General features: G+C 71.9%; 20 protein-coding genes. 12 read left to right on the forward strand and 8 right to left on the reverse strand.

Going from position 1 to position 24483, the window contains the following annotated elements; all coding sequences use genetic code 11:
* Nucleotides 1-6: 6 nt before the first annotated feature.
* A complete protein-coding gene (locus ACZ4Z5_RS14565; RefSeq protein WP_468261737.1) occupies nucleotides 7-1281 on the reverse strand; it encodes an extracellular solute-binding protein in 1275 nt (424 codons plus the stop codon).
* A gap of 313 nt (nucleotides 1282-1594) precedes the next feature.
* Between ACZ4Z5_RS14565 and ACZ4Z5_RS14570 the strand changes: the two genes are divergently transcribed.
* From ACZ4Z5_RS14570 to ACZ4Z5_RS14585, 4 genes are all read left to right on the forward strand, one after another.
* Nucleotides 1595-3223 carry a glycoside hydrolase family 13 protein gene (locus ACZ4Z5_RS14570; protein WP_468261740.1) on the forward strand — a complete coding sequence of 543 codons (1629 nt, stop codon included), beginning with the start codon at nucleotides 1595-1597 and terminating at the stop codon, nucleotides 3221-3223.
* Nucleotides 3224-3248: 25 nt separating this feature from the next.
* Nucleotides 3249-4268 carry a LacI family DNA-binding transcriptional regulator gene (locus ACZ4Z5_RS14575; protein WP_468261743.1) on the forward strand — a complete coding sequence of 340 codons (1020 nt, stop codon included), beginning with the start codon at nucleotides 3249-3251 and terminating at the stop codon, nucleotides 4266-4268.
* Between the two features lie 223 nt (nucleotides 4269-4491).
* Nucleotides 4492-5385 carry a phosphatase PAP2 family protein gene (locus tag ACZ4Z5_RS14580; protein WP_468261746.1) on the forward strand — a complete coding sequence of 298 codons (894 nt, stop codon included), beginning with the start codon at nucleotides 4492-4494 and terminating at the stop codon, nucleotides 5383-5385.
* A 125-nt stretch (nucleotides 5386-5510) separates the two neighbouring features.
* Nucleotides 5511-6047, forward strand: a complete 537-nt coding sequence (locus ACZ4Z5_RS14585) for a hypothetical protein (RefSeq protein WP_468261749.1) — start codon at nucleotides 5511-5513, stop codon at nucleotides 6045-6047.
* Between the two features lie 86 nt (nucleotides 6048-6133).
* On the opposite strand, the gene ACZ4Z5_RS14590 is transcribed toward ACZ4Z5_RS14585, so the two are convergent.
* Both ACZ4Z5_RS14590 and ACZ4Z5_RS14595 read right to left on the reverse strand, forming a co-directional pair.
* Nucleotides 6134-6928 (reverse strand): AfsR/SARP family transcriptional regulator, encoded by a 795-nt coding sequence (locus ACZ4Z5_RS14590; protein ID WP_468261752.1) that lies wholly within the window; start codon nucleotides 6926-6928, stop codon nucleotides 6134-6136.
* Nucleotides 6929-7634: 706 nt separating this feature from the next.
* On the reverse strand, nucleotides 7635-10646 hold the full coding sequence (locus tag ACZ4Z5_RS14595) for a bifunctional [glutamine synthetase] adenylyltransferase/[glutamine synthetase]-adenylyl-L-tyrosine phosphorylase (RefSeq protein ID WP_468261755.1): 3012 nt from the start codon (nucleotides 10644-10646) through the stop codon (nucleotides 7635-7637).
* Between the two features lie 190 nt (nucleotides 10647-10836).
* Between ACZ4Z5_RS14595 and ACZ4Z5_RS14600 the strand changes: the two genes are divergently transcribed.
* Both ACZ4Z5_RS14600 and ACZ4Z5_RS14605 read left to right on the forward strand, forming a co-directional pair.
* Nucleotides 10837-11346: a pyridoxamine 5'-phosphate oxidase family protein gene (locus tag ACZ4Z5_RS14600; protein WP_468261757.1), complete on the forward strand. Its 510-nt coding sequence runs from the start codon at nucleotides 10837-10839 to the stop codon at nucleotides 11344-11346.
* A gap of 92 nt (nucleotides 11347-11438) precedes the next feature.
* Nucleotides 11439-12170, forward strand: a complete 732-nt coding sequence (locus ACZ4Z5_RS14605; RefSeq protein WP_468261760.1) for a DUF899 domain-containing protein — start codon at nucleotides 11439-11441, stop codon at nucleotides 12168-12170.
* 285 nt (nucleotides 12171-12455) lie between these two features.
* On the opposite strand, the gene ACZ4Z5_RS14610 is transcribed toward ACZ4Z5_RS14605, so the two are convergent.
* Together ACZ4Z5_RS14610 and ACZ4Z5_RS14615 are read right to left on the reverse strand one after the other, a co-directional pair.
* Nucleotides 12456-13013 carry a GNAT family N-acetyltransferase gene (locus ACZ4Z5_RS14610; protein ID WP_468261762.1) on the reverse strand — a complete coding sequence of 186 codons (558 nt, stop codon included), beginning with the start codon at nucleotides 13011-13013 and terminating at the stop codon, nucleotides 12456-12458.
* A gap of 66 nt (nucleotides 13014-13079) precedes the next feature.
* Nucleotides 13080-13577, reverse strand: a complete 498-nt coding sequence (locus tag ACZ4Z5_RS14615) for a MarR family winged helix-turn-helix transcriptional regulator (RefSeq protein WP_468261764.1) — start codon at nucleotides 13575-13577, stop codon at nucleotides 13080-13082.
* A gap of 270 nt (nucleotides 13578-13847) precedes the next feature.
* Between ACZ4Z5_RS14615 and ACZ4Z5_RS14620 the strand changes: the two genes are divergently transcribed.
* Nucleotides 13848-14237: an HGxxPAAW family protein gene (locus ACZ4Z5_RS14620; RefSeq protein ID WP_468261767.1), complete on the forward strand. Its 390-nt coding sequence runs from the start codon at nucleotides 13848-13850 to the stop codon at nucleotides 14235-14237.
* Nucleotides 14238-14375: 138 nt separating this feature from the next.
* On the opposite strand, the gene ACZ4Z5_RS14625 is transcribed toward ACZ4Z5_RS14620, so the two are convergent.
* A complete protein-coding gene (locus ACZ4Z5_RS14625) occupies nucleotides 14376-15737 on the reverse strand; it encodes a glutamine synthetase family protein (RefSeq protein WP_468261770.1) in 1362 nt (453 codons plus the stop codon).
* Between the two features lie 299 nt (nucleotides 15738-16036).
* Between ACZ4Z5_RS14625 and ACZ4Z5_RS14630 the strand changes: the two genes are divergently transcribed.
* The 3 genes from ACZ4Z5_RS14630 to ACZ4Z5_RS14640 all read left to right on the forward strand — a co-directional run bounded on the left by ACZ4Z5_RS14630 (nucleotide 16037) and on the right by ACZ4Z5_RS14640 (nucleotide 17801).
* Nucleotides 16037-16420 (forward strand): hypothetical protein, encoded by a 384-nt coding sequence (locus tag ACZ4Z5_RS14630; protein WP_468261773.1) that lies wholly within the window; start codon nucleotides 16037-16039, stop codon nucleotides 16418-16420.
* An 83-nt stretch (nucleotides 16421-16503) separates the two neighbouring features.
* Nucleotides 16504-17154 (forward strand): DUF3105 domain-containing protein, encoded by a 651-nt coding sequence (locus tag ACZ4Z5_RS14635; protein WP_468262056.1) that lies wholly within the window; start codon nucleotides 16504-16506, stop codon nucleotides 17152-17154.
* Complete coding sequence (locus tag ACZ4Z5_RS14640) at nucleotides 17151-17801, forward strand: DUF305 domain-containing protein (RefSeq protein ID WP_468261776.1); 651 nt, start codon at nucleotides 17151-17153, stop codon at nucleotides 17799-17801. Before ACZ4Z5_RS14635 ends, ACZ4Z5_RS14640 begins: the two co-directional genes overlap by 4 nt.
* A 333-nt stretch (nucleotides 17802-18134) precedes the next feature.
* Here the strand turns inward: ACZ4Z5_RS14640 and ACZ4Z5_RS14645 are convergent, their stop codons facing one another.
* The gene (locus ACZ4Z5_RS14645) at nucleotides 18135-18977 is read right to left on the reverse strand and encodes an alpha/beta fold hydrolase (RefSeq protein ID WP_468261779.1); all 843 of its coding nucleotides are present in this window, start codon (nucleotides 18975-18977) and stop codon (nucleotides 18135-18137) included.
* A 559-nt stretch (nucleotides 18978-19536) separates the two neighbouring features.
* Between ACZ4Z5_RS14645 and ACZ4Z5_RS14650 the strand changes: the two genes are divergently transcribed.
* Entirely contained in the window at nucleotides 19537-21255 is a 1719-nt protein-coding gene (locus ACZ4Z5_RS14650; RefSeq protein ID WP_468261781.1) for a multicopper oxidase family protein, read from the forward strand.
* Between the two features lie 135 nt (nucleotides 21256-21390).
* Nucleotides 21391-23145, forward strand: a complete 1755-nt coding sequence (locus ACZ4Z5_RS14655) for an NAD+ synthase (RefSeq protein WP_468261784.1) — start codon at nucleotides 21391-21393, stop codon at nucleotides 23143-23145.
* 236 nt (nucleotides 23146-23381) lie between these two features.
* On the opposite strand, the gene ACZ4Z5_RS14660 is transcribed toward ACZ4Z5_RS14655, so the two are convergent.
* On the reverse strand, nucleotides 23382-24401 hold the full coding sequence (locus ACZ4Z5_RS14660; RefSeq protein ID WP_468261786.1) for an endonuclease/exonuclease/phosphatase family protein: 1020 nt from the start codon (nucleotides 24399-24401) through the stop codon (nucleotides 23382-23384).
* Between the last annotated feature and the right edge of the window lie 82 nt (nucleotides 24402-24483).

The raw sequence follows: 24483 nt of genomic DNA on the forward strand, positions 1-24483 counted from the left end.
TTCCTCTTACTTCCAGCCCTTGAGGAGCTTGCGGTAGGCCTCGCCGGCCGCCTTTGCACCGGCGTCCGGAGCGGCCTGGCCGGTCAGGACCTTGGTGTACTCCGTCTTCAGCGGCTCGAACAGGCTGCCCGTCTCGGGGATCCAGGGACGCTCGACGGCCTTGTCGACGACCGGCTTGAAGAAGCCGACGATCTCGTTGCCGGTGACGTCCGGCTTGGTGTAGACGGAGGTGCGGGTCGGGAGCAGGCTGAGCTCCTTGGTGACCTGGGTCTGGGACTCGACGGAGGTCATGTACTCGACGAAGGCGTACGAGGCGTCCAGGTTCTTGGAGCCGGCGTAGACCGCGAGGTTGTGACCGCCCTGCGGGGCGCCCTGGCCGGCGGAGCCGGCGGGGACGGGAGCGATGCCGAGGTTGGCCTTGTCGGCGAACTCCTTGCCGGCGTAGGTGTCGGCCACGGCCCACGGGCCGTTGATCATCATCGCGACCTTGCCGTCCTTGAAGGCCGACTGCATGTTGTTCCAGCCGTCGGTGGCGTCGGTCTTGGCGGCACCGGAGGAGACCAGGTCCTTGACCACGTTGAAGGCCTTGACACCGGCCGGGCCGTCGACGGTGACCTGCTTGTTCTTGGCGTCGACCAGGTCGCCGCCCTCACCGTAGAGGAAGGAGAGGAACCAGTAAGCGTCGTCGCCGCGCAGGTAGAGGCCGGTCTTGCCGGTCTTGTCCTTGATCGTCTTGGAGACGGTCTTCAGCTCGTCGATGCTCTTGGGCACCTCGACGCCGGCCTCCTTGAAGATCTTCTTGTTGTAGAAGATGCCCATGGAGTCGATGACCTGCGGAACGCCGTAGGTCTTGCCGTTGTACTTGGTGCTGGCCGCGGCCTGCTTCATGAAGTCGGCGTCGTCCTTGAGGGCGGCCGTGCCGTCCAGCGGGGCGAGGTAGCCGAGGTTGGCGAAGTCGGGGGTCCAGGCGACCTCCGAGCGGATGACGTCGGGGGCGCCGGAGCCGGACTGGGCGGCGTTCTTGAACTTGTTCTGCGCCTCGCCGAACGGCACGTTGACGTACTCGACCTTGACCTTCGGGTGCAGCTTGGTGAAGCCCTCGGCGAGCTTCTTGAAGACCTTGTCCTCGCTGCCGACGGTCGAGGTGTCCCACCAGGTGACGGTGCCGGAGAGCTCGCCGGTGCTCTTCTTGTCACCGCTGTCGCTGTCGCCGCCGCCGCAAGCCGTCGCTGCGAGGGCGAGGGTCGCGACCAGAGCGGTGGCCGCTATGCCACGTCGCATGTGAACTCCTTCAACGGGTGCCGCTCCGTCACGGCTCCGATTCGTCGGTGAACGTAACAAGGCTGAAAGAAGACCGAAAGACCTTGCGAGAACTTTCTGCAAACTCGCGGGATCGTTACATCCACGTGTCCTCACGGTTGCCGTTCGGCACCTTGTCAAGGGTGCGACGACCGCTACCGGAAGCACGTCGACACCGCTGCAAGCCCTTCCGCAAGGACTTTCAGCACTGTTACCGTCGGAACGCAGAGGCGTTGATCCCGCCGTGACCAGTTCTGTCCGCATACGGTTTGATCCGCATACGAGAGGGACCTCCATGACGCAGGAGCTCAGCACCGTCGCCGCACCGCGGAACGAGGCCGTCCCGCCTCCCGCCCGCCGCGAGCCCTGGTGGCGCGACGCCGTCATCTACGAGGTGTACGTGCGCTCCTTCGCGGACAGCGACGGCGACGGCGTCGGCGATCTGCGCGGGGTCCGCGAGCGGCTGCCGCACCTCGCCGCACTGGGCGTGGACGCCGTCTGGCTCACCCCCTTCTACGCCTCCCCGCAGGCCGACGGCGGATACGACGTGTCCGACTACCGCGCGGTCGACCCGCTCTTCGGGGACCTCTCCGACGCCGACGATCTGGTGCGCACCGCCCACTCCCTGGGCCTGCGGGTGATCGTCGACATCGTCCCCAACCACACCTCCGACCGGCACCCGTGGTTCCTGGAGGCCCTCGCCGACCGGGACGGCGGGGGCGCACGCGGGCGCTACCACTTCCGCCCCGGCCGCGGCGCGCACGGTGAACTGCCGCCCAACGACTGGGAGTCCGTCTTCGGCGGCCCGGCGTGGACCCGGACCGCGGACGGGCAGTGGTACCTCCACCTCTTCGCGCCCGAGCAGCCCGACCTCAACTGGGACCACCCCGAAGTGCACGAGGAGTTCGCGTCCGTGCTGCGCTTCTGGCTGGACCTGGGCGTCGACGGGTTCCGTATCGACGTCGCGCACGGCATGGTCAAGGCCGCCGGGCTCCCCGACATCGGCGCCCGCGAGCAGGCCAAGCTCATCGGCTCCCAGGTGCTGCCGTTCTTCGACCAGGACGGGGTCCACGAGATCCACCGCTCGTGGCGCCGCCTCCTCGACGCGTACGGGGGCGAGCGGATCGGCGTCGCCGAGGCATGGGCCCCCTCCCCCGAGCGGCTCGCCCTGTACGTACGGCCCGACGAGCTGCACCAGGCGTTCAACTTCCAGTTCCTGCGTTGCCCCTGGGACGCGGCCTCGATGCGCCGGGTCATCGACGACTCGCTGGCCGCCACCGCGTCCGTGGGCGCCCCCACCACCTGGGTGCTGTCCAACCACGACGTGGTCCGCCACACCACCCGCTACGGCGACGGCCCCTCCGGGCTGCGCAGGGCCAGGGCCGCGGCCCTGCTGATGCTGGCGCTGCCCGGCTCCGCATACCTCTACCAGGGCGAGGAACTGGGACTTCCCGAGGTCACCGACCTGCCGGACGAGATGCGGCAGGACCCGTCGTTCTTCCGTGCCGAAGGACAGGACGGCTTCCGCGACGGCTGCCGGGTGCCGATCCCGTGGACCCGCGAGGGCTCCTCGTACGGCTTCGGCAGCGGTGGCAGCTGGCTGCCCCAGCCCGACGGCTGGGCCGGCCTGAGCGTGGAGGCGCAGACCGGCGCCGAGGGCTCCACCCTGGAGCTGTACCGCGCGGCCCTCCGGCTGCGGCGCGAGCACCCGGGTCTCGGTGCGGGCGATGCGGTGACCTGGGTGGACGCCCCCGAGGGCGTGCTGTCCTTCCGCCGTGAAGGACTTCTCTGCGTCCTCAACACCTCGGACTCCCCGGTGGCGCTGCCGGTGCCCGGCCGTCTGCTGCTCGCCTCGGAGGCTCCGGGGTTCACTCCCGGACCGGTTCACCTTCCGGCCGAATCCTGCACGTGGTGGGCAATCTGACATGCGACCGGTACAGTCCAATCCCATGACCGCTCGGCTTGCCGACATCGCAGCCCAGGCGGGGGTCAGCGAAGCCACGGTCAGCCGCGTACTCAACGGCAAGCCGGGTGTTGCCACGGCCACCCGTGAATCCGTGCTGGCCGCACTCGACGTGCTCGGCTACGAACGTCCGGTAAAGCTCCGCCGGCGCAGCGCGGGCCTTGTCGGGCTCATAACCCCCGAGCTGGAGAACCCCATCTTTCCCGCGCTGGCCCAGGTGATCGGGCAGGCGCTGACCCGCCAGGGCTACACCCCGGTGCTCGCCACCCAGACTCCCGGCGGCTCCACCGAGGACGAACTCACCGAAATGCTGGTGGACCGGGGCGTATCGGGCATCATCTATGTTTCCGGGCTGCACGCCGACACCACGGCCGACATGAGCCGGTACGAGCAGCTGCGGGGCCAGGGCGTCCCGTTCGTCCTCGTCGGCGGCTACGCGCCGGACGTCCACGCGCCGTTCATCTCACCCGACGACCGGGCGGCGATGCGGCTGGCCGTCACCCATCTCGCGTCCCTCGGCCACACCCGGATCGGGCTGGCCGTCGGACCCAAGCGGTTCGTTCCCGTCCTGCGCAAGATCGAGGGTTTCACGGCCGCCATCCGGGACCGGTTCGGGCTCGCCCCCGAGGAGTGCGAGAAGCTGATCCAGCACTCCCTCTACAGCCTCGAGGGCGGTCAGGCCGCGGCCGCCGCGCTGATCGACCGCGGCTGTACGGCCGTGGTGTGCGCCAGCGACATGATGGCGCTCGGCGCGATCCGCGCGGCCCGCCAGTCCGGCCGGGAAGTCCCGCGGGACGTCTCCGTGGTCGGCTTCGACGACTCGCCCCTCATAGCGTTCACCGACCCGCCGCTCACCACGATCCGGCAGCCGGTCACCGCGATGGGGCAGGCCGCGGTCCGTGCCCTGCTGGAGGACATCGGTGGGACCCCCGCGCCGCCCAGCGAGTTCGTCTTCATGCCGGAGCTGGTGGTGCGCGGCTCCACCGCGGCGGGCCGGGGGCTGTGAGGCGGCTCCGTGACGGCGGCTCCGTGACGGCGGCTCCGTGACGTGGCCTTGTGGCGGTGGCCTTGTGCGCTGCTTTGTGCGGCTGCTTCGCGACGGCGGCCGGCGTCCCGCCGGACCGCCGGACCGCCGGTAACCGTGTAGTCCCCAGGACGGACCGCGGCCTCCCAAGACCCTCCCGGGGGATGATCAGGAGGATGGTGCGCATCTGGCAGACTCTGCGCCTATGGGTGAAGCGACCGTGAAGACTCTCGAGGGCCGGACGGCCGCCACATCACCCATGATGGGCGAGGAAGAAGAGACAGAACACCACAATCCGATACTCCGCCGGATGCGCGCCCCCCGCCGCCCCCGCGTGTGGTTCGAGATCCTGCTCATCGCGGTGAGCTACTGGATCTACTCCCTGATCCGCAACGCCGTGCCCGAGCAGAAGGCGAAGGCGCTGGCGAACGCGGACTGGATCTGGGAGACCGAGCAGCGGCTCGGCATAGCGTTCGAGAAGACCGTCAACCACGCGGCGGATTCCGTGACGTGGCTCATCGTGACGATGAACTACTACTACGCCACCCTGCACTTCGTGGTCACCATCGGCGTCCTCGTATGGCTCTTCCGCAGCCACCCCGGCCGCTACGCCGCGACCCGGCTGGTCCTCTTCTCCACGACCGGCGTCGCCCTGCTCGGCTACTACCTGTACCCGCTCGCGCCGCCCCGGCTGATGACCAGCGAGAAGTTCATCGACACGGTCCTGGTCCACCACACCTGGGGTTCGATGGCCTCGGGCAACCTCAAGAACATGTCGAACCAGTACGCGGCCATGCCGTCGATGCACATCGGCTGGTCGCTGTGGTGCGGCCTCACCGTCTTCGCCCTCGCGTCGGCGCCCTGGGCGAAGATCCTCGGACTGCTGTACCCGGCCCTCACGCTCGTCGTGATCGTCGCCACCGCCAATCACTTCTGGCTCGACGCGGTGGGCGGCATGCTCTGCCTCGGGTTCGGCTACGCCGTGTCGTTCGCCTGGTACGGATCACACGCGCACCGGCTCCCGAAGACGGTCCTCTTGCCGGGTACCGCCCGTTCCTCCGTGCCCGCGGAACGGGCCGGGGAACCCAGCGCGGCCTGACGGGCGCCACCCGCGGTCGCGCTGCCGTCGCACCGTCGTCGCACCGCCGTCACGCCGGTGCCACGGCCGTTCCGGGAGACTCGGCCGTGTCCGGCGACCCCCCCACCCGGGAGAACGGAGCGACCATGCGACTCCCCCGATGGCGCCGCTCGATCACCGCGGCCTGCGCAGCGACCCTGTTGCCGGCAGGCATGCTGCTCGCGCCCGGCGCGGCAGCAGCCGGTACGGAGGGAACCACGGTGACGCCGGAGCGCAATCCGGCGACCCTCTGCGTCACCCGTCCTCCGCGCTTCGGCTTCCCGCCCGGCGGCGGCACGAACACCGGCGGCGAACCGCCGAAGTACCAGTGGGCCAAGAGCCCGTACATCGGCGCCCGCTTCGACACCTGCCCCCGCAAGGTGCGGCTCTACTACGGCGGCTACTCCGGGACCGGCTTCCTGCACTACACGCACTACGAGGTGCGCTTCGTCGCCCCCGGGCAACACGGCTGGCAGACACGCCGGCTGACCATCGGGGAACGCCGGGTCTGGACGCTCCACGACGCCGCCGCCGGAGACTGGAACTTCAAGGTCCGGGCGTGCGCGAACGTGCCGGCCGAGGGAGGCGGCCAACGCCTCCTCTGCTCGAACTGGTCCCCGCAGATCTATCTGAACGCCCGCTGACCGGGGCGGGGCCGTGCGGACGGTGGAGACGGCCCCGGGGCGAAGGGCGGAGAGACGCCCCGGACCCCCGTCTGCACTCCCGTTCGTCACCGTGGGCCGGTCTTGGCGGACGGCATCCCGTGCACCAGCCTTCGCAGCCGCGCGGAGGGCCGCAGCCCGGTCTCGGTGCGCAGCCGGCGCGCATAGCGCTCGAAATCCTGGAGCGCCTGGGTGGCGTTGCCCTCCGCCAGGTGGGCGCGGATCAGCGTCTCCTGGCTGCTCTCCCGCAGCGGATCGGCGCGTACGGCCGTGTAGGCGGCGGTGACCGCCTCGGCGAGGCGCCCCGAGGACAGGAAGTCCCCGGCCAGCTTCTCCAGGGCGTAGGTGCGCAGCTGCCGCCAGGCCTCCGCCTCCTGGAGCGCCCAGTCCTCGTACCAGCCCGGCAGCAGATCGGCGGAGAGGTCCAGCACTGTCTCGGCACCTCGTCGCGGGTCCTCGGCGGGTGTGCCGGGGTCGAGCACGTGGTGGGCCAGTGCGCGGGCCCGGTGGAAGTCCACGCTCACCCCGTGAGCCAGCCGGACGGTCGTGGCGCTGACCCCCAGGGCGGCCCGGCCGGGGCGCTGGAGGCGGGCCAGCGCCGACCGGAGGTTCGCATAGGCGCAGCGTTCGGACACCTCGGGCCAGAGGCTGCCCGCGACCAGCGCGCGGGGAACGGCGCCCCGGCACGAGATCGCCACGAAGGCGAGCAGCCGCTCCGACGCGGGCGGCACCGTCACCGGCTCCTCCCCGATCGCCAGGGAGAACCCGCCGAGGAGCGCCAGGTGCACCCGCTCCGGCGGGACCCCGCCCGCCCAGGAACGCTCAGGGCCCGGATGCCCCAGGTGAGAACGGCTTCGGTCCATGACGCCCTTCGGCACGGTGGTCGGGGCAACCCGGGGGCAGGGCCGTGATGGCAGCCCGGGCTGCCGGAAGATCACGAATCTCAGCGTAAGCCGCCGGGTCCGATCCGGCCTGCCGGGAGCCGCCCGCCAGGGGCTCGCGGGCGGCCTGAAGGCCGGTTCATCGGGGCTGCGGGCCGCCTCGCGGCCACCCGGATCGCCCCCGGAGCCGAGCGGCAGACGTTCCACGCGACGTCGAGGTCGACCGGTTCCGGCAGGGACCTTTCGGCGACGGTCGAGGTGTCGGGGCGCCGTGCCGCCGGTGTGTCGTCCAGCCGGCCGAGGCCACGGCACCGGGACCGAGGACGGCGTCGGGTCGCGTACCGGCCCGGGCCAGAGAACCCGCACGCGGTACGGGGGCTCTCGCCCATGGCCAGGACCCGCACTCGGCACGGGCCCCCACGAGACCAGGACCCGCACGCGGCACAGGGCCCCCACGAGACCAGGACGCCCACACGGCACAGGCCCGGGGCTCCTCCCGCACGAGGCCGGGGCTCCGGTCGGCCCTGTCCCCCGACCAGGGGCCGGCCGGAGCACTCTGCCGACAGGCAGACGCTCCGCGCGGGAGCCATGGCGGGAACCGTGCGTTGTCGCACGGCCCGGGCCGCCGGAACCGGACGCCTCGCACGAGGCCCCCGCCCCCAAGGCCCGCCAGGCGGGCCGGCGCGGCCTACGCCCCGTAGAACAGCTGCTCCACCACTGCACGTGCGCGGCGCGTCGTCCGGCGGTAGGCCTCCAGCATGTCGCCGGAGTGACCGGACCCGCCGTTCCCGTCGGGGCCGGTGCCGTAGCCGAGGTAGCGGCCGACCGCGGCCAGTTCCCGGCCGTCCGAGGGGAAGGTGTCGCCCGCCCGGCCGCGGACCAGCATCACGCCGTTGCGCACCCGGGTGGCGAGAACCCACGCGTCGTCGAGGGTCTGCGCGTCCTCGACGGACAGCAGGCCGGCGGCCTGCGCCGCGTCGAGCGCCTGGCGGGTGCGGGTGGTGCGCAGCCCCGGCTCGGCCCAGCCGTGCTGCATCTGGAGGAGCTGCACGGTCCACTCGACGTCGCTGAGCCCGCCACGGCCCAGTTTGGCGTGCAGCGTCGGGTCCGCGCCGCGCGGGAGGCGTTCGGTCTCCATACGGGCCTTCAGACGACGGATCTCCCGCACCGCGTCCTCGCCCAGGCCCTCGGGCGGGTACCTCAGGGGGTCGATGAGCTCGATGAACCGCCGTCCCAGGTCCTCGTCGCCGGCCATCGGCTCGGCGCGCAGCAGCGCCTGGCTCTCCCAGACCAGCGACCAGCGCCGGTAGTACGCCTCGTACGAGGCGAGGGTGCGCACGAGGGGGCCGCTCTTGCCCTCCGGGCGCAGGTCGGCGTCGATGAGCAGCGGCGGGTCGGCGGACGGCAGCTGGAGCAGCCGCCGTATCTCGCCGACCACGGCGTTCGCGGCGCGTGCCGCCTCCTGGTCGTCGACCCCTTCCCGCGGCTCGTGCACGAACAGGACGTCCGCGTCGGAGCCGTAGCCCAGCTCGTGGCCGCCGAAGCGGCCCATGCCGATGACGGCGAACCTCGTCGGCAGGGTGTCGCCCCACTGCTCGCGGACCACGGCGCGCAGGGCGCCGGCGAGGGTGGCCGCGGTGAGATCGGTGACCGCGTCGCCGACCCGGTCGACGAGGGCCCCGGGGTCGGCCACGGCGGGGCTGTCCTCCGTGCCGTACGAGGCGATCAGGTCGGCGGCGGCGGTCCGGAACAGTTCGCGGCGCCGCACGCCGCGCGCGGCGGTGACCGCGGCCTCGGCCGTGTCGGCGCGGCCGACCGCCGCCATCACCTCCTGCTCCAGGTGCTCACGGCCGCGCGGCTGCAGCCCGCCGGGGTCGCCGAGCAGTGCCACCGCCTCGGGGGCGCGGAGCAGCAGGTCGGGGGCGAGGCGCCCGGCGGACAGCACCCGGGCGAGGTTCTCGGCGGCGGCGCCCTCGTCGCGGAGCAGCCGCAGGTACCAGGGGGTCCTGCCGAGCGCGTCGGACACCTTGCGGAAGTTGAGCAGTCCCGCGTCGGGGTCGGCGGAGTCGGCGAACCAGCCGAGGAGGACGGGGAGCAGGGTCCGCTGGATGGCCGCCTTGCGGGTCACCCCGGAGGCCAGCGCCTCCAGGTGCCGCAGCGCCCCGGCCGGGTCGGCGTAGCCGAGGGCCGTGAGGCGCTGTCCGGCCGCGCGGGGGCTGAGCCGGGTCTCGCCGGGGGCGAGCTGGGCGACGGCGTCGAGCAGCGGCCGGTAGAACAGCTTCTCGTGGAGCCGCCGCACCACGGAGGCGTGCCTGCGCCAGTCCTTGTTGAGTTCGGTGACCGGGTCGGTGCGCAGGCCGAGGGAGCGGCCGAGCCGGCGCAGGTCCGCCTCGTCCTCCGGCACGAGGTGGGTGCGGCGCAGCCGGTGCAGCTGGATGCGGTGCTCCATGGCGCGCAGGAAGCGGTAGGCCTCGTCGAGCTGGGCGGCGTCGGCGCGCCCCACATAGCCGCCGGCGGCCAGCGCGTTCAGGGCGACGAGGGTGGTGCCGCTGTGCAGGGTGGCGTCGCCGCGCCCGTGCACCAACTGGAGCAGCTGGACGGCGAACTCGACGTCCCGGAGTCCGCCGGGGCCGAGCTTCAGCTCTCTGTCGACGTGGGCCACCGGGATGGTCTCGACGACTCGGCGGCGCATCTTCTGCACGTCGGCGACGAAGTTCTCGCGTTCGGCGGCCTGCCACACCATCGGGGAGACGGCCGCGATGTACTGCTCGCCCAGTTCGGCGTCCCCGGCGACTGCGCGGGCCTTGAGCAGCGCCTGGAACTCCCAGGTCTTGGCCCAGCGCTGGTAGTAGGCGACGTGGCTGGAGAGGGTGCGTACGAGTGGTCCGTTGCGGCCCTCGGGGCGGAGGTTGGCGTCGACCGGCCAGATGGTGCCCTCGACGGTGGTCTCCGAGCAGATGCGCATCATGTGGGCGGCGAGCCGGGTCGCGGCACGCACCGCCTTGCCCTCGTCGGCGCCCTCGGCGGGCTCGCCGACGAAGATGACGTCCACGTCGGAGACGTAGTTCAGTTCGTTGCCGCCGCATTTGCCCATCGCGATCACGGCGAGCCGGCAGATCGCGGCGTCGTCGGGCGACGCGTCGGCGGCGAGGGCGAGCGCGGCCCGCAGGGTCGCGGTGGCCAGGTCGGCGAGTTCGGCGGCGGTCTGGGCGACGTCGGTCGTCCCGCAGACGTCCCTGGCCGCTACGGCGAGCAGGCAGCGCCGGTAGGCGACGCGCAGCGACACCGGATCGGAGGCGCTCGCAAGGCTCCGTTCGAAGTCCGTGACGCCGGGGTGCAGATCGGCCGACTCGTACGTGACGAGCGCGTGCCAGTCACCGGGGTGCCGGGCGAGGTGGTCGCCCAGCGCCTCGGAGGCGCCGAGCACGCCGAGCAGCCGGTCCCGCAGGGGTTTGGCGCTGACGAGGGTGTCGAGGAGGGCCCTCCGCTGGTCCGCCTCCTGGGCCTCGACGAGCCGTACCAGCCCGCGCAGTGCCAGGTCGGGGTCGGCGGTCGCGCCGAGCGCGTCGAGCAGTACCGGGTCGGAACGGACGGCGGCGATCTCCGGTACGGACAGCAGCCGTTCGGCCGCGGCGATGTCGGTGAAACCGTGCCGCAGCAGTCGGGTGAACGTACTGCTCCTGCGCCCCGGCCCGCCCATCGTGCCGCCTCCTGTCACCGATCAAGGTCCGCGTCCTTGAGCCTAGCCGGAGCGGGTGCCGGGCGCCGCGCCGCACGTCCGGCGGCCGTGGCCGCCGCGCCGCACGTGCCGGGCAGTCGGAAGGCGATGAGTTCCACCGACGTGCGGAGTCCACCCTCTGGCGGCACGATCGACGTTCAGGAGGTCGGACATGACGGAACCCCTCGCCGAGCTGGACCCGCGGTACAGCAGCCCCGAGGCGACCACCGTGGACTGGAGGAAGGCCGCCGCCCGGCTGGCCGCGGCGGAGGTCTACTGGCTGACGACCGTACGGCCCGACGGACGCCCGCACGTCACGCCCCTGATGGGCGTCTGGGCCGACGAGGCGCTGTACTTCTGCACCGGCCCGGACGAACGCAAGGCGAAGAACCTGCGCGTCAACACGCACGTCGTGCTCACCACCGGATGCAACACGCTGCGCGAGGGCTACGACCTGGTGGTGGAGGGCGACGCGGTCCGGGTCGACGAGGAGCAGCGGCTGACGCGTCTCGCCTCGGCGTGGGAGAGGAAGTACGGCGCCGAGTGGCGCTTCGAGGTACGCGACGGGGCGTTCATCGACTCCGTCGCCGGCCGGGCCCTGGTGTTCGAGGTCGCGCCCCGGACGGCCTTCGGCTTCGGCAAGGGCGAGCCCTACAGCCAGACCCGCTGGCGCTTCTCCTGAGCCGCTCCCGAGCTTTTCCTGAGCCGGCCCGCCCTCGCCATTGGTCTTCTACGAACCCGGAACGACTCCCCGACGGGAAGGTGAACGTCACCATGAAGACACCCCCGATCGTTTCTCCGCAGGAGTGGGAGAGCGCGCGTCAGCAGCTGCTCAAGGACGAGAAGGAGCTGACCCGTGCACGTGACGCACTGGCCGCCAAGCGCCGGCGGATGCCCTGGCAGGCGGTGGAGAAGGAGTACGCGTTCGAAGGCCCCGCGGGCAGGGCGAGCCTGCTGGACCTGTTCGAGGGCCGTCGTCAGCTGATCGTCTACCGCGCGTTCTTCGAACCCGGCGTCTACGGCTGGCCCGACCACGCCTGCCGCGGCTGCTCCATGGTGGCCGACCACGTGGGCCACCCCGCCCATCTGAACGCCCGTGACACCACTCTCGTTTTCGCCTCGCGTGCCCCGCAGCCGGACATCGACCGCGTGAAGGCGCGGATGGGGTGGACGCACATCCCCTGGTACACGATCACCGACGACTTCGACGCCGACTTCGGTGTGGACGAGTGGCACGGCACGAACGCGTTCTACCGCGACGGCGACAGGGTGTTCCGCACCTATTTCATCAACGCCCGCGGCGACGAGGCGCTGGGGAGCACCTGGAGCTACCTCGACATGACGGCCCTCGGGCGGCAGGAGACCTGGGAGGACTCGCCCGAGGGCTATCCCCGGACTCCGCCCTACGAATGGTGGAACTGGCACGACGAGTACGACGGCTCCGAGGCCCCGTCCCGGGAGTGGGCTGCTCAGACCCGGCGGGGTCAGCGGGACCAGGGGAACTGAGCCCTTCACCGCCGGCGCCCGGCCCGGGCCGGGACCGGGCGGGTGACCTCGGGGTCACACCTCGGGGTCACACCTCGGGTTCAGGCCTGGTTCATTCCTCAGGTTCATGCTTCGTAGTCGGTCTCGCCCGTATCAAGCCGGCGGTCGGTGCGCCCGGCCCATGGCCGGCGTCGTTCCCGTGAGGGCCGGGAAGGCCTCCCACACGAGCCGGACGCGCCGGCCGGCCGGTGTCCGCAGTACGGGCCGCTCGTCCGGTCGCGCGCCGGCGCTCCCCTCGCACGGTGATCAGCCCCCGGCGTCGTACGGCGGCCGGCCGCCGCGGCGGATCCGGTACACCACGTTCCGGCGGAGCGGGCCCTCGGGCTCGTGCGGGTCGTCGAAGTCCTCGGCCGGGTCGTGGGCCATGCCCAGCCGGCGCATCACCGCCTGCGAGCGGACGTTGCCGACGGTCGTGAGCGCGAGGATCTCGGCCAGGCCGAGCGTCCCGAAGCCGAACGCCAGCGCCGCACGGGCGGCTTCGGTGGCGTAGCCGTGGCCCCAGGCGGACCGGGCGAGCCGCCAGCCGATCTCCACACCCGTGACCGGCACGTGCTCGTCCACCGGGTCCAGGCCGGTGAACCCGATGAACTCGCCGGTGTCCCGCACCTCCACGGCCCACCATCCGTAGCCGCGTTCGGTGAGTGCGGCTCGGTAGCGGGCGATCGACGCCGCGCTCTGCTCACGTGTCAGCGGCTCCCCCAGGTGTTCCCGCACCTCGGGGTCGGCGTTCATCGCGGCCCAGGGGTCGAGGTCGGCCTCCCGCCACTCGCGGAGGACGAGACGATCGGTGCGCAGTTCGGTCATGCGCCCAAGCCAACACGAGCGCGGGGCGGCCGTCGACGGGGTTTCCCCGCGCGGTGTCCCCGGGGCTCAGTCCCCGCCCCGGGCCGTGTCGGCGCGGATCTCGTCGAGGGACTCCTGCATGACGAGCTTGGCGCGGGTGAACCAGTCGGCAAGGACGGCGATCTCGTCGGGCGTGTAGTCGGCGAACAGGCCGTTCAGCCGCTCGTAGAACGGACCGTAGACCTCGAGGATGCGCGCCTGCGCGGACCCGTCCATGACGATCCGCACCCGGCGGCGGTCGCCTGGGTCGGGCCTGCGGTGGACGTACCCGGCCTTCTCCAGCCGGTTCAGCACCCCGGTCACCGCCCCCGTGGTCAGTTCGGCCCGCTGCGCCAGGTCCCCGGCCGTGAGGGACTCACCGGCCAGGGCGGCCTCCATGAGGAAGCCCAGACAGGTGGCATCGGTGACGTTCAGCCCGAATCGTCCGGCGATGTCGCGCTGACCGAACTGCGCCAGCGCGATCAGCCGGTCCATCGCGTACAGCGCCTGCTGGGCCGTGGCCTCCGGACGCGCCTTGCCATGCACTCGATATCCCCTTAGCATCTAAGATACTTAGAACGTGAGATAAACCGTCTCCCGGCCGGCTCTCCGTCGCCGGCTGCGGCCCGAACCTTCCCGGATCCCCCTCGGTCACCCGACGAGGCATGGGAGGGGTCGGCGTCGGGGTCACCGGCGGAAAGCTCACCGGCAGCGCTATCACCCGGCGCCGCCACAAGTCGAATCGATGCGGGGCCGCCCCCGGACGGCGATACCGGGCGCGCGTCACGCACGGAGCTTCCCGGAGGAAGAGGAGCCATGAGCGGCGTACACGGAGACTGCGACATGGGGCACACGGTGGCGGGATGGACCGGAACCGTCATCTGCCTGACCGGCTTCACCGCAGCGGGCGCGGCCCTGTGCTTCGCCTCGCTCCCCGGAGTCGCAGCGGGGGTGGGGCTGATCGCCCTGGGCGCCCTCACCACCTGGGCCCTGCACCTCACGGGCTGGGGCAAGCCGAGCGGCCCGCGCCCGCGCGACCAGTGGGACTGGCGTGTCAAGGACCCCATGACCGGCCACACCGCCTGCCTGGGCTGCCGCCTCGCGGGCCGGAGCCCCGCCCCGGCCGCCCCGGCACCGGTCATCGCGCCGGACGTTCCGCCGAGCCGAGGACTCGTGACGGTCGGCCCGAAGGCAGGGGCCGAATAGAGGCGAACTCGCGCCGCGCCATGCACGGGCAGGACGCGCGGGCGGTCGCGGCAGGCCCACGGGGGCCGGCACGACTCCGGGCCGGCGGTCGACGACCGCCGGCCCGGAGTGCCGTCCAGGGGAGGAATCCCCTGCCACTCACAGCACCGGCAGGTTCTTCCGCAGCTCGAAGGCCGTGACCTCGGAGCGGTACTCCTCCCACTCCTGCTTCTTGTTCCGCAGGAAGAAGTCGAAGACGTGCTCGCCGAGCGTCTCGGCGACGAGTTCGCTGCGTTCCATCAGGTCGATCGCCTCGCCGAGGTTCTGCGGGAGCGGGGCGATGCCCATGGCGCGGCGTTCGGAGTCGGAGAGGGCCCAGACGTCGTCGTCGGCGCCGGCGGGGAGTTCGTAGCCCTCCTCGATGCCCTTCAGGCCGGCGCTCAGGAGGACGGCGTAGGCGAGATAGGGGTTGGCTCCGGAGTCGAGGGAGCGGACCTCGATCCGGGAAGAGCCCATCTTGCCCGGCTTGTACATGGGGACGCGGATGAGCGCGGAGCGGTTGTTGTGGCCCCAGCAGATGTACGCGGGGGCCTCGCCGCCGGAGCCTGCGGTGCGGCCGGAGCCGCCCCAGATGCGCTTGTAGGAGTTCACCCACTGGTTGGTGACCGCGGAGATCTCCGCGGCGTGCTTGAGCAGGCCGGCGATGAAGGAGCGGCCGACCTTGGAGAGCTGGTACTCGGCGCCGGACTCGTAGAAGGCGTTTCGGTCGCCCTCGAAAAGGGAGAGGTGGGTGTGCATGCCGGAGCCGGGGTACTCCGAGAACGGCTTCGGCATGAACGTGGCCTGCACGCCCTGCTCCAGCGCGACCTGCTTCATGACGAGCCGGAACGTCATGATGTTGTCGGCGGTGGACAGTGCGTCGGCGTACCGCAGGTCGATCTCCTGCTGGCCGGGCGCGCCCTCGTGGTGGCTGAACTCGACCGAGATGCCCATCGATTCGAGCATGGTGATGGCCTGGCGGCGGAAGTCCATGCCCACGTTCTGCGGGGTGTGGTCGAAGTAGCCCGAGTTGTCGGCGGGGGTGGGCCGGGAACCGTCGAGCGGCCGGTCCTTCAGGAGGAAGAACTCGATCTCGGGGTGGGTGTAGAAGGTGAAGCCGAGGTCCGAGGTCTTGGCCAGGATCCGCTTGAGGACGAAGCGGGGGTCGGCGAAGGACGGCGAGCCGTCCGGCATGAGGATGTCGCAGAACATCCTCGCGGTACCGGGGGCCTCCGCCCGCCAGGGCAGGATCTGGAACGTCCCGGGATCCGGCTTGGCGATCATGTCGGACTCGTAGACCCGGGCGAAGCCCTCGATGGCCGAGCCGTCGAAGCCGATGCCCTCATCGAATGCCTGTTCAAGCTCGGCGGGGGCCACCGCGACCGACTTGAGGAAGCCGAGCACGTCGGTGAACCAGAGGCGCACGAAACGGATGTCGCGCTCCTCCAGCGTACGGAGCACGAACTCCTGCTGCTTATCCATATCCACCCATCCTTGCTGGTCACGCCGCCTGCTCCCGCATCGCGGGGCACTCGGGGCACTTGAGCATCCCACCACACGGTTTCCGGCGTATTGCCTGCGACCGTCCGGATACCGCACATCGCCGCACGATCAGCTGGCTACGAGCGTCCAAGCCCATAGTGCACGGCCTGTCGCCGCCTGGGGAACGGCCTCATTGTGGAGCACCGTCCGATCTTGGTCGAGTCGGCGAACGGGCCCCCTGGAGCCCGGGCGGGGGCGCAGGCTGTCCCGGCGGGCGCGCCTCGCCTACCATCGCGCTCATGGGGGGACGGCAGCGCATACGCACCAGGCGTCCCACGGCCCTCGCAGGCGCCGTGGTGACGCTGCTCGCCGCGCTGTTCCTCTGCCTCGGCGCCCACATCGACACGGGCTCCGACAGGCACCACACCGAGGCCGCCGGGGCCACGGCCGTCCCGTACGGTTCGCCGGCCGACCCGGCCTTCGGCTGCCCGTACGACCGGGGTGGCTGCGGACTGTTCCCGCACCTCGACCCGGCCGTGCTCACCGTCCCGCCCCTCGACCCGCCCACCGCGGCCGCGCTGCCCGCACAGCCGGACACGGCGCCGTACACCGGGCGGGTGACGGACCCCGGGGTGCGGCCCCGGGCGCCCGACCGCCATGTCCTCCAGGTGATGCGGACGTAGGACGGCGCTCGCGGACGGCAGTTTGCCGCCGCGTGCAGTCCTGCATCCGCCCACATCACCCTTTCCCCGTGAGGACGACAACCATGGTCAACGACAGGAGCTCCTCCGCCGACCGCAAGGCGCGCATAGAGGCGATGCGCCGCGCCGAGCGGGCGCGCGAGCGTCGCAACCGCATCATCACGATCACCGTCAGCGCTGCGATCGTCGCCGGTCTCGTCGGCTTCGGCGGATACCTGCTGAACAAAGAGTCCGAGAAGAAGGAGCAGGCCGTCGCGGAGGCGAAGGCCCCGGTGAAGGACGAGCAGTCCTGGGACGCGAAGAAGCTCGGCCGCAACCACGTCACCAAGACCGTGTCGTACCCGATGAAGCCCCCGGTCGGCGGTGACCACCACCAGGTCTGGATGAACTGCGACGGCGACGTCTACAAGAAGCCGGTCCCCGAGATGAACGCCGTGCACTCGCTGGAGCACGGGGCCGTCTGGGTGACGTACAGCAAGAAGGCTCCCGCCGCCGATGTGAAGAAGCTCGAGGAGAAGGTCGCCAAGACCCCGTACGCGCTGATCAGCCCGGTCGACGACCAGGCCGGACCGATCATGCTCAGCGCCTGGGGCAAGCAGGTCACGGTGGACGGGGCCGACGACCGGCGGGTGAACCAGTTCTTCACCAAGTACGTACAGGGCCCGCAGACGCCGGAGCCCGGCGCGGCCTGCACGGGCGGACTGGGCGCCCAGTGAACCGCACGACGGGGGCGGCAGCCGCTGCCGTCGCACTGGCCCTGCTCTTCGCCGGGTGGGCGACGGTCGCGACCGCCGACGACGAGACGGAGCCGACGGCCGCGAGCACCCCGGCGGACGGCTCCGCGGACGCCGGGTTCGCCCGGGACATGGCCGTCCACCACCAGCAGGCGGTGGAGATGTCGTTCATCGTGCGCGACCGCACCGCCGACGAGGACGTGCGCCGGCTCGCCTACGACATCGCCAACACCCAGGCCAACCAGCGCGGCATGATGCTGGGCTGGCTGGACCTGTGGGGGCTGCCGAAGACCGCGGCGGACCGTGAGCCGATGGCGTGGATGGACGCGCAGCACCACCGGATGCCGGCGCAGCCGGCCGACGACGGCGCGCTGATGCCGGGGATGGCGACCAAGGCCGAGCTGGAGCAGCTGCGCAAGGCGTCCGGCAAGCAGGCCGAGGTCCTCTACCTCCAGCTGATGACCGACCACCACAAGGGCGGCGTGCACATGGCTCAGGGCTGCGTCGCCCAGTGCACCGTGCCCGTCGAGCGCGACCTCGCGCAGGGGATGGTCGACGCGCAGAACTCCGAGCTGGACCTGATGGCCCGGATGCTCGAGGAGCGCGGCGCCAAGCCACGCACGGACTGATCCGGGGATTGCGGGCGGATCCTGTAGGTCCCCCGTAGGTCCTGTAGGGCTGTAGGGCCGCGTGGGTCCCGCCGGGCTGCCGTAGGGCGGCTGGGCGGGACCCGGTGTCCCGAGGGTGCCGACGGGTGACCTGGGTGACCTGACCTGGGTGACCTGGGCGAGGGTGACCCCGTCGTGGCAGGCTCCGTCCGACCGCACCGCCGCCCTCCGAGCGCCCCGCCCCATCGCCTCCACGCGATCGCCTCCACGCGATCGCCTCCACGCGATCGCCCTGCGCGCCGGGCCGCACCGACCGGCGCCGGGCCGCTCGCTTCGTCCGCGACTACGGACCGCTCACCCCGTCGCCAGGACCGCGGCCGCCACGCACTCCGGCCGGTCCAGCATGATCAGATGGCCGGAGGGTTCGGCGACCTCGAAGCGCGCCCCCAGCTCGGCGGCGAGCGCGCGCTGGCGGTCCAGCCACCGCAGCGCGAAGCGGTTGCCCCCGCCGCCGGAGGCGGCGAGGACCGTGACGGGCACGCCGTCGGGGAGCGGGAACCTCTCCCGCAGGCCGCGGAGTTCGGCGGCGACCGCGAGGTAGTGGGTGTTCTCCAGCAGCACGCCCCGCAGGACGCGTCCGGTGCGGTAGCAGCGGCGCAGCTCGTCACGGGGTGCCGGGTCTCCCCCGCCGACGCGGGAGAGCCGGACGACACCCCGGCGGACGGCGGGGCCGAGTGCCGCCGGGGCGCCGACCGCGGTGAGCGCTCCGGCGACGGCGTGGGATGCGGCGGTGCGCAGCGCGGGCGCGGCGGGCGTGCGGGCCTCCTCCTCGATGCTGGTGTCGAGGAGGACGACGGAGGCGGTCCGCCCCGGGTGGAGCCGGGCGAAGGCCTCGGCGTGGAACCCCGCGATGGAGTGGCCGACGACGGTGACGGGCCGGTCGCCGAGTCCCAGGGCGTCGAGGAGTCCCGCGATGCGGTGGGCCTCACCGGCGGCGCTGGGGGGCACGGCGGCGGGACCGGAGAGCCCGTGTCCGGGCCGGTCGAACCGTACGACGGTGCGGTGGGGGGCGAGCAGGCGGACGACGGGGTCCCAGTCGAACCAGCTCATGCCGAGCCCGGCGCTGAGCACGCAGACGGGCCCGGCGCCCTCGGTCACCACGTGGTGCGGGACGCCCCCGACCCGTACGAAGCTCATGTATGCCGTCCCTCCCGTGCCGGCGGAACCCTTCGCATCGCGCACCCGCCCGGCCGCCCGTGTCCATCCTCGTCCCCACCCACGTCCGACCGCCCGCACGTGGCCCCCACAGCTGAGACGGCATCAGGGGCCGGACGGTGCCACGGAAGACGACCCCGTTCGCGCACCCGTGCGGTGCACGCGACCGCGCACGACCGTACTGGACCGTCCCCGCCCCAAACAGCAGGGCGACACTTCTGGATGTTCACGGCTCTTCGGACACACTGCGGTCATGCTAGACACCGGGGAGTCGCCCACCGGATTCCCCTACCGGGTAGGGGAAGGCTTCTCGAACGTCGAGGGACCGGAGAAGCGCGTACCGGCAGCCGCCGCTCCCGGGCGTCCTGTCCGGCATCGTCACCACGCACACCGTGGGCCGGCCCGGCGGCCACCGCCGCCGGCCCACGTCCGTGCCGGTGCTGCGCCGGCAGGAACGCGTGCCCGTCCCGCCAGGGCGGCGGTGGGCAGACGCACGCCGTTCGCGTTCCACCCTCAGAGCGAGGTGCACACACACATGCACATGGAGCACACCCGTCACAACACCCCCACCCGTCGCGCCGTGCTCGGCGCCGGGGTGGCCATCGCAGGATCCGGGCTGCTCGCCGCCTGCACCGGCTCCGGCCCCGGGGGTTCGGGCTCGCTCGACGGCAAGAAGGTCGACGCCCTGAAGCGCCCCCGCACGGGGCACAGCCGGAGCCTCGCTTTCACGGCCACCCCGGGAACGGTGGAGCTGGGCGGCGGGCGCACGGTCAGGACGTGGACCTACAACGACGAGCTGCCGGGCCGGGAGGTCCGGATCACCGCGGGCGACACCCTCTCCCTCAGCCTCGCCAACCACACACCGGACCCCACGACGGTGCACTGGCACGGCATCGCCCTGCCGAACGACATGGACGGCGTACCCGGTGTGACGCAGCCGCCGATCAAGCCGGGTACGTCGTTCCATTACCGCTACGAGGTGCCGCACGCCGGCACGTACTGGTTCCACCCGCACGTGGGGGTGCAGGCCGACCGCGGGCTGTACGCACCGCTGATCGTGGAGGACCCGCAGGAGCCGCTCTCCTACGACCGGGAGTGGGTCGTCATGCTGGACGACTGGGTCGACGGGGTGGACGGCTCCACGCCGGACGAGGTGCTCGCCCAGCTCCGCAAGGGCAAGCCCCCGATGGGCCACGGCATGGGCAAAGGCGACCCGCACAGCAGCCACGGGCCCGCCAAGCCGTCGGGACGGTCCGGCTCCTCCCACTCGTCCGGGTCCGGATCCGGCTCGGAGGACCGGTCCGGGCCGGCCGGCCGGACCAAGCCCTCGGGACCGGTCGACGCCGGTGCCGGCCCGGCATGGGCGCACGCACCGGAGGAAATGGGGGTCGCACCCTCTCCGTCCCGCGGCCGCGGCCGGGGCCCGAACCGGCTGCTGAAGCACGCCACCAGCGATCTGCTCGGCCACGCGGGCGACGTGGCCCACCCGTATTTCCTGATCAACGGGCGCACACCGGATGATCCCACGCACTTCACGGCCAAGCCGGGCGACCGCATCCGGCTGCGCATCATCAACGCCGGCGGCGAGACGGCCTTCCGGGTCGCGCTCGGCGGCCACACGCTCACCGTGACCCACAGCGACGGCTTCCCCGTCCGCCACCACCGGACCGACGCCCTGCTCATGGGGATGGGCGAGCGGTACGACGTGCTCTTCACCGCCAAGGACGGCGTCTTTCCGCTCACCGCGGTCGCCGAGGGCAAGAACGGCTCGGCAATGGCCGTGCTGCGCACCGGGAAGGGGACACCGCCCGGCCCGTCCACCCGTCCCGCGGAGCTGCGCCGCAACGTACTGGTGTCCGGCTCCCGCCTCCGCCCGGACGAGTCCGTGGCCCTGGACCGGCGCAAGCCCGACCGCCTGATCAAGATCAAGCTGACCGGCGGGATGAAGGAGTACGACTGGGGCATCGACGGAAAGCCCTACGACCCCGAGGCGGTCCACCACATCGAACACGGCGAGCGGGTGCGGCTGGTGGTCATCAACGTCACCGACATGTGGCATCCGGTGCATCTGCACGGCCACACCTATGCCCTGGCCGGCATCGACTCGCGCGGTGCGCGCAAGGACACGGCGGCGGTGCTGCCGCACCACAAGCTGGTACTGGACTTCGACGCGGACAATCCGGGCGCCTGGATGCTGCACTGCCACAACATCTACCACTCGGAGTCCGGGATGATGACCACCGTCGCCTACCGGAAGTGACGCCCCCGGCGGTACCCGGCAGGCACCTCCGGGCGCCCGCCGGACCTCGCCGAGCACCCCCGGGGCGCCCCGCAGTGGGGCGCCCCACACCCCGAACCGGGGACATTGCGTCAGACAGACGATTACACTGTCCCCGTGCCTCACCTACGCCTCGCTCTGAATCAGATCGACTCGACGGTCGGCGACCTCGCCGGGAACGCCGAGGCGGTCGTGCACTGGACCCGGCACTCCGTCGAGCAGGGTGCCCATCTGGTGGCGTTCCCCGAGATGGTGCTGACCGGCTACCCCGTCGAGGACCTGGCCCTGCGGTCGTCCTTCGTCGAGGCATCCCGCGCCGCGCTCCGGGAGCTCGCCGTGCGCCTCGCCGACGAGGGCCTCGGGGAGGTGCCGGTGGTCGTCGGCTACCTCGACCGGTCCGAGCGCACCGAACCGCGCCTCGGCCGTCCCGCAGGCTCCCCCGAGAACGCCGCCGCCGTGCTGCACCGCGGCGCGGTGGTGCTGTCGTTCGCCAAGCACCACCTGCCCAACTACGGCGTCTTCGACGAGTTCCGCTACTTCGTGCCCGGCGACACGCTCCCGGTCGTACGGGTCCGCGGCGTCGACGTGGCCCTCGCCATCTGCGAGGACCTGTGGCAGGAGGGCGGCCGGGTACCGGCCACGCGCACCGCGCAGGCCGGGCTGCTGGTCTCGATCAACGCCTCGCCGTACGAGCGGGAGAAGGACGACACCCGCCTGGAGCTGGTGCGCAAGCGCGCCCAGGAGGCCGGCTGCACCCTCGCCTACCTGGCGATGACCGGCGGCCAGGACGAGCTGGTCTTCGACGGCGACTCGATCGTCGTGGACGCGGGCGGCGAGGTCGTGGCGCGGGCACCGCAGTTCGCCGAGGGCAGCATGCTCCTGGACCTGGACCTGCCGACGGCGGGCCCCGGGGCGCCCACGGGCGTCGTGGACGACGGTCTGCGCATCGAACGGGTCGTGATCTCGGAAGAGCCGGCCGAGGACTACGAGCCGGAGCTCGGCGGCGGGTACGCCGAGCGGCTCGACGACGACGAGGAGGTCTACTCCGCACTGGTCGTGGGCCTGCGCGCGTACGTCGCGAAGAACGGCTTCCGTTCGGTGCTGATCGGCCTGTCCGGCGGCATCGACTCGGCGCTCGTCGCCGCGATCGCCTGCGACGCGCTGGGAGCCGAGAACGTGTACGGCATCTCCATGCCGTCGAAGTACAGCTCGGACCACTCCAAGGGGGACGCGGCGGAACTCGCCCGCCGCACCGGACTCGACTTCCGGACCGTGCCGATCGAGCCGATGTTCGACGCGTACATGGCCTCGCTGGGTCTCACAGGCCTGGCCGAGGAGAACCTCCAGTCGAGGCTGCGCGGCACGATGCTGATGGCCGTCTCCAACCAGGAAGGGCACATCGTGCTGGCGCCGGGCAACAAGTCCGAGCTGGCGGTGGGCTACTCCACCCTCTACGGCGACTCGGTCGGCGCCTACGGCCCGATCAAGGACGTGTACAAGACCTCGGTCTTCCGGCTCGCGAAGTGGCGCAACCGGGCGGCCGAGGAGCGCGGCCAGGTGCCGCCCATACCGGAGAACTCGATCGTCAAGCCGCCGAGCGCCGAACTCCGGCCCGGCCAGGTGGACAGCGACTCACTGCCGGACTACGACGTGCTGGACCGCATCCTGGAGCTGTACGTCGACCGCGACCAGGGCAGGGACGCCATCGTGGCGGCGGGTTTCGACCCGGAGACGGTCGCGAGGACGCTGCGGCTCGTGGACGCGGCGGAGTACAAGCGACGCCAGTACCCGCCGGGCACGAAGATCTCGGCGAAGGGCTTCGGCAAGGACCGGCGGCTGCCGATCACCAACCGCTGGCGCGAGCACGTGTGAGGCCGGCCGCCGGGTGAACGGCCGCCCGGACGATGAGGGCCGAGGGGCGACGTCCGCACCCCTCGGCCCCCGGTCCGTTCAGGGCCCCTCGGCCCGTTCACGACCCCGGCGCCCTGTCCGATCAGAACCCCTCGGAGCCCTGTCCGTTCAGGGCCCCTCGGCCCCGGGCCCGCTCAGGCTCCCCGGTCGCCTCGGGACCCGCCGACCCGCTCCGGACCCCTCGCTCCCCGGTCCGTTCAGAGCCTGACCCTGGCGGCGACCGGCAGGTGGTCGCTGATCGTGGCCGGCAGGGTCCAGGAGGACACCGGCTCGATTCCCTTCACCAGGATCTGGTCGATGCGCGCCATGGGGAACGACGACGGCCAGCTGAAGCCGAATCCGTCGCCCGCCGCGCCCTGCGTGGAACGCATCTGGGAGCTGACCGCGTTCAGGGACCGGTCGTTCAACGTGCCGTTGAGGTCGCCCAGCAGCACGACCCGGGAGAGCTTCTCGGCGGCTATGGCCTCACCGAGCGCGTCCGCGCTCTTGTCACGCTGGTTGGCGGTGAACCCGGAGTGCCACTTGACCCGTACCGACGGCAGGTGCGCGACGTACACCGCGACCTTGCCCTTCGGTGTGGCGACGGAGGCACGCATGGCCCGGGTCCAGCCGAGCCGTATGTCCACGGGCTGCGCGTCACGGAGCGGGAAGCGGCTCCACAGCCCGACGGTGCCGTGGACCGCGTGGTACGGGTAGATGGACTCCAGGGCCCGCTCGTACGTGCCGACCTGCCCGGACGGCAGCTCTTCCAGGGCCAGGACGTCGACGCCGGTGGCGGCGAGCTGCTTGGCGGTACCCGTCGGGTCGGGGTTGTCCGCGTTGACGTTGTGGGTGGCGACCGTCAGTTCGCCGCCCGCGGTGGCCTTGTCGGTGACCAGACCGCCGAAGAGGTTCAGCCAGACCCCCAGCGGGAGGACAAGCGCGACCAGCGCGGTCGCGGAGCGCCGCAACAGCGCGAGCACCAGCAGCACCACGATGCCGAGGCCCAGCCAGGGCAGGAACGTCTCGGTCAGACTGCCCAGGTTGCCGATGCGGTTGGGGAGCTGCGCGTGGAAGATCATCACCAGCGACAGCAGCACCACGAACACGGTGAGGACGATCCCCCGCCGCCAGACGTCGCGTCCGCCGCGCCACTTGTCGAACAGACGCCGCAGCCGCGACGCGGGGCGCACGGGCACGGTCCCCGGGCTGTCGTCCGCCATGTACGCCTGCGCCATCTGTCGCCGTCCTCCGCTGCTCTTGCCTGCCCGCCGTCCGCCATGACCCTAGGCGATGACCGGCGGGTTCCGTTCCTCGTAC

It is taken from the genome of Streptomyces sp. NPDC030222, from assembly GCF_055573115.1.

Excerpts from the sequence above, each read along its gene's own strand:
- ACZ4Z5_RS14660 (WP_468261786.1), bottom strand. The coding sequence starts at position 24,401 with ATGGCGCAGGCGTACATGGCGGACGACAGCCCGGGGACCGTGCCCGTG.
- ACZ4Z5_RS14645 (WP_468261779.1), bottom strand. The coding sequence starts at position 18,977 with ATGAGCTTCGTACGGGTCGGGGGCGTCCCGCACCACGTGGTGACCGAG.
- ACZ4Z5_RS14590 (WP_468261752.1), bottom strand. The coding sequence starts at position 6,928 with ATGGACCGAAGCCGTTCTCACCTGGGGCATCCGGGCCCTGAGCGTTCC.
- ACZ4Z5_RS14635 (WP_468262056.1), top strand. The coding sequence starts at position 16,504 with ATGGTCAACGACAGGAGCTCCTCCGCCGACCGCAAGGCGCGCATAGAG.
- ACZ4Z5_RS14605 (WP_468261760.1), top strand. The coding sequence starts at position 11,439 with ATGAAGACACCCCCGATCGTTTCTCCGCAGGAGTGGGAGAGCGCGCGT.
- ACZ4Z5_RS14610 (WP_468261762.1), bottom strand. The coding sequence starts at position 13,013 with ATGACCGAACTGCGCACCGATCGTCTCGTCCTCCGCGAGTGGCGGGAG.
- ACZ4Z5_RS14595 (WP_468261755.1), bottom strand. The coding sequence starts at position 10,646 with ATGGGCGGGCCGGGGCGCAGGAGCAGTACGTTCACCCGACTGCTGCGG.
- ACZ4Z5_RS14625 (WP_468261770.1), bottom strand. The coding sequence starts at position 15,737 with ATGGATAAGCAGCAGGAGTTCGTGCTCCGTACGCTGGAGGAGCGCGAC.
- ACZ4Z5_RS14570 (WP_468261740.1), top strand. The coding sequence starts at position 1,595 with ATGACGCAGGAGCTCAGCACCGTCGCCGCACCGCGGAACGAGGCCGTC.
- ACZ4Z5_RS14620 (WP_468261767.1), top strand. The coding sequence starts at position 13,848 with ATGAGCGGCGTACACGGAGACTGCGACATGGGGCACACGGTGGCGGGA.
- ACZ4Z5_RS14580 (WP_468261746.1), top strand. The coding sequence starts at position 4,492 with ATGGGTGAAGCGACCGTGAAGACTCTCGAGGGCCGGACGGCCGCCACA.
- ACZ4Z5_RS14650 (WP_468261781.1), top strand. The coding sequence starts at position 19,537 with ATGGAGCACACCCGTCACAACACCCCCACCCGTCGCGCCGTGCTCGGC.
- ACZ4Z5_RS14630 (WP_468261773.1), top strand. The coding sequence starts at position 16,037 with ATGGGGGGACGGCAGCGCATACGCACCAGGCGTCCCACGGCCCTCGCA.
- ACZ4Z5_RS14585 (WP_468261749.1), top strand. The coding sequence starts at position 5,511 with ATGCGACTCCCCCGATGGCGCCGCTCGATCACCGCGGCCTGCGCAGCG.
- ACZ4Z5_RS14575 (WP_468261743.1), top strand. The coding sequence starts at position 3,249 with ATGACCGCTCGGCTTGCCGACATCGCAGCCCAGGCGGGGGTCAGCGAA.
- ACZ4Z5_RS14600 (WP_468261757.1), top strand. The coding sequence starts at position 10,837 with ATGACGGAACCCCTCGCCGAGCTGGACCCGCGGTACAGCAGCCCCGAG.
- ACZ4Z5_RS14565 (WP_468261737.1), bottom strand. The coding sequence starts at position 1,281 with ATGCGACGTGGCATAGCGGCCACCGCTCTGGTCGCGACCCTCGCCCTC.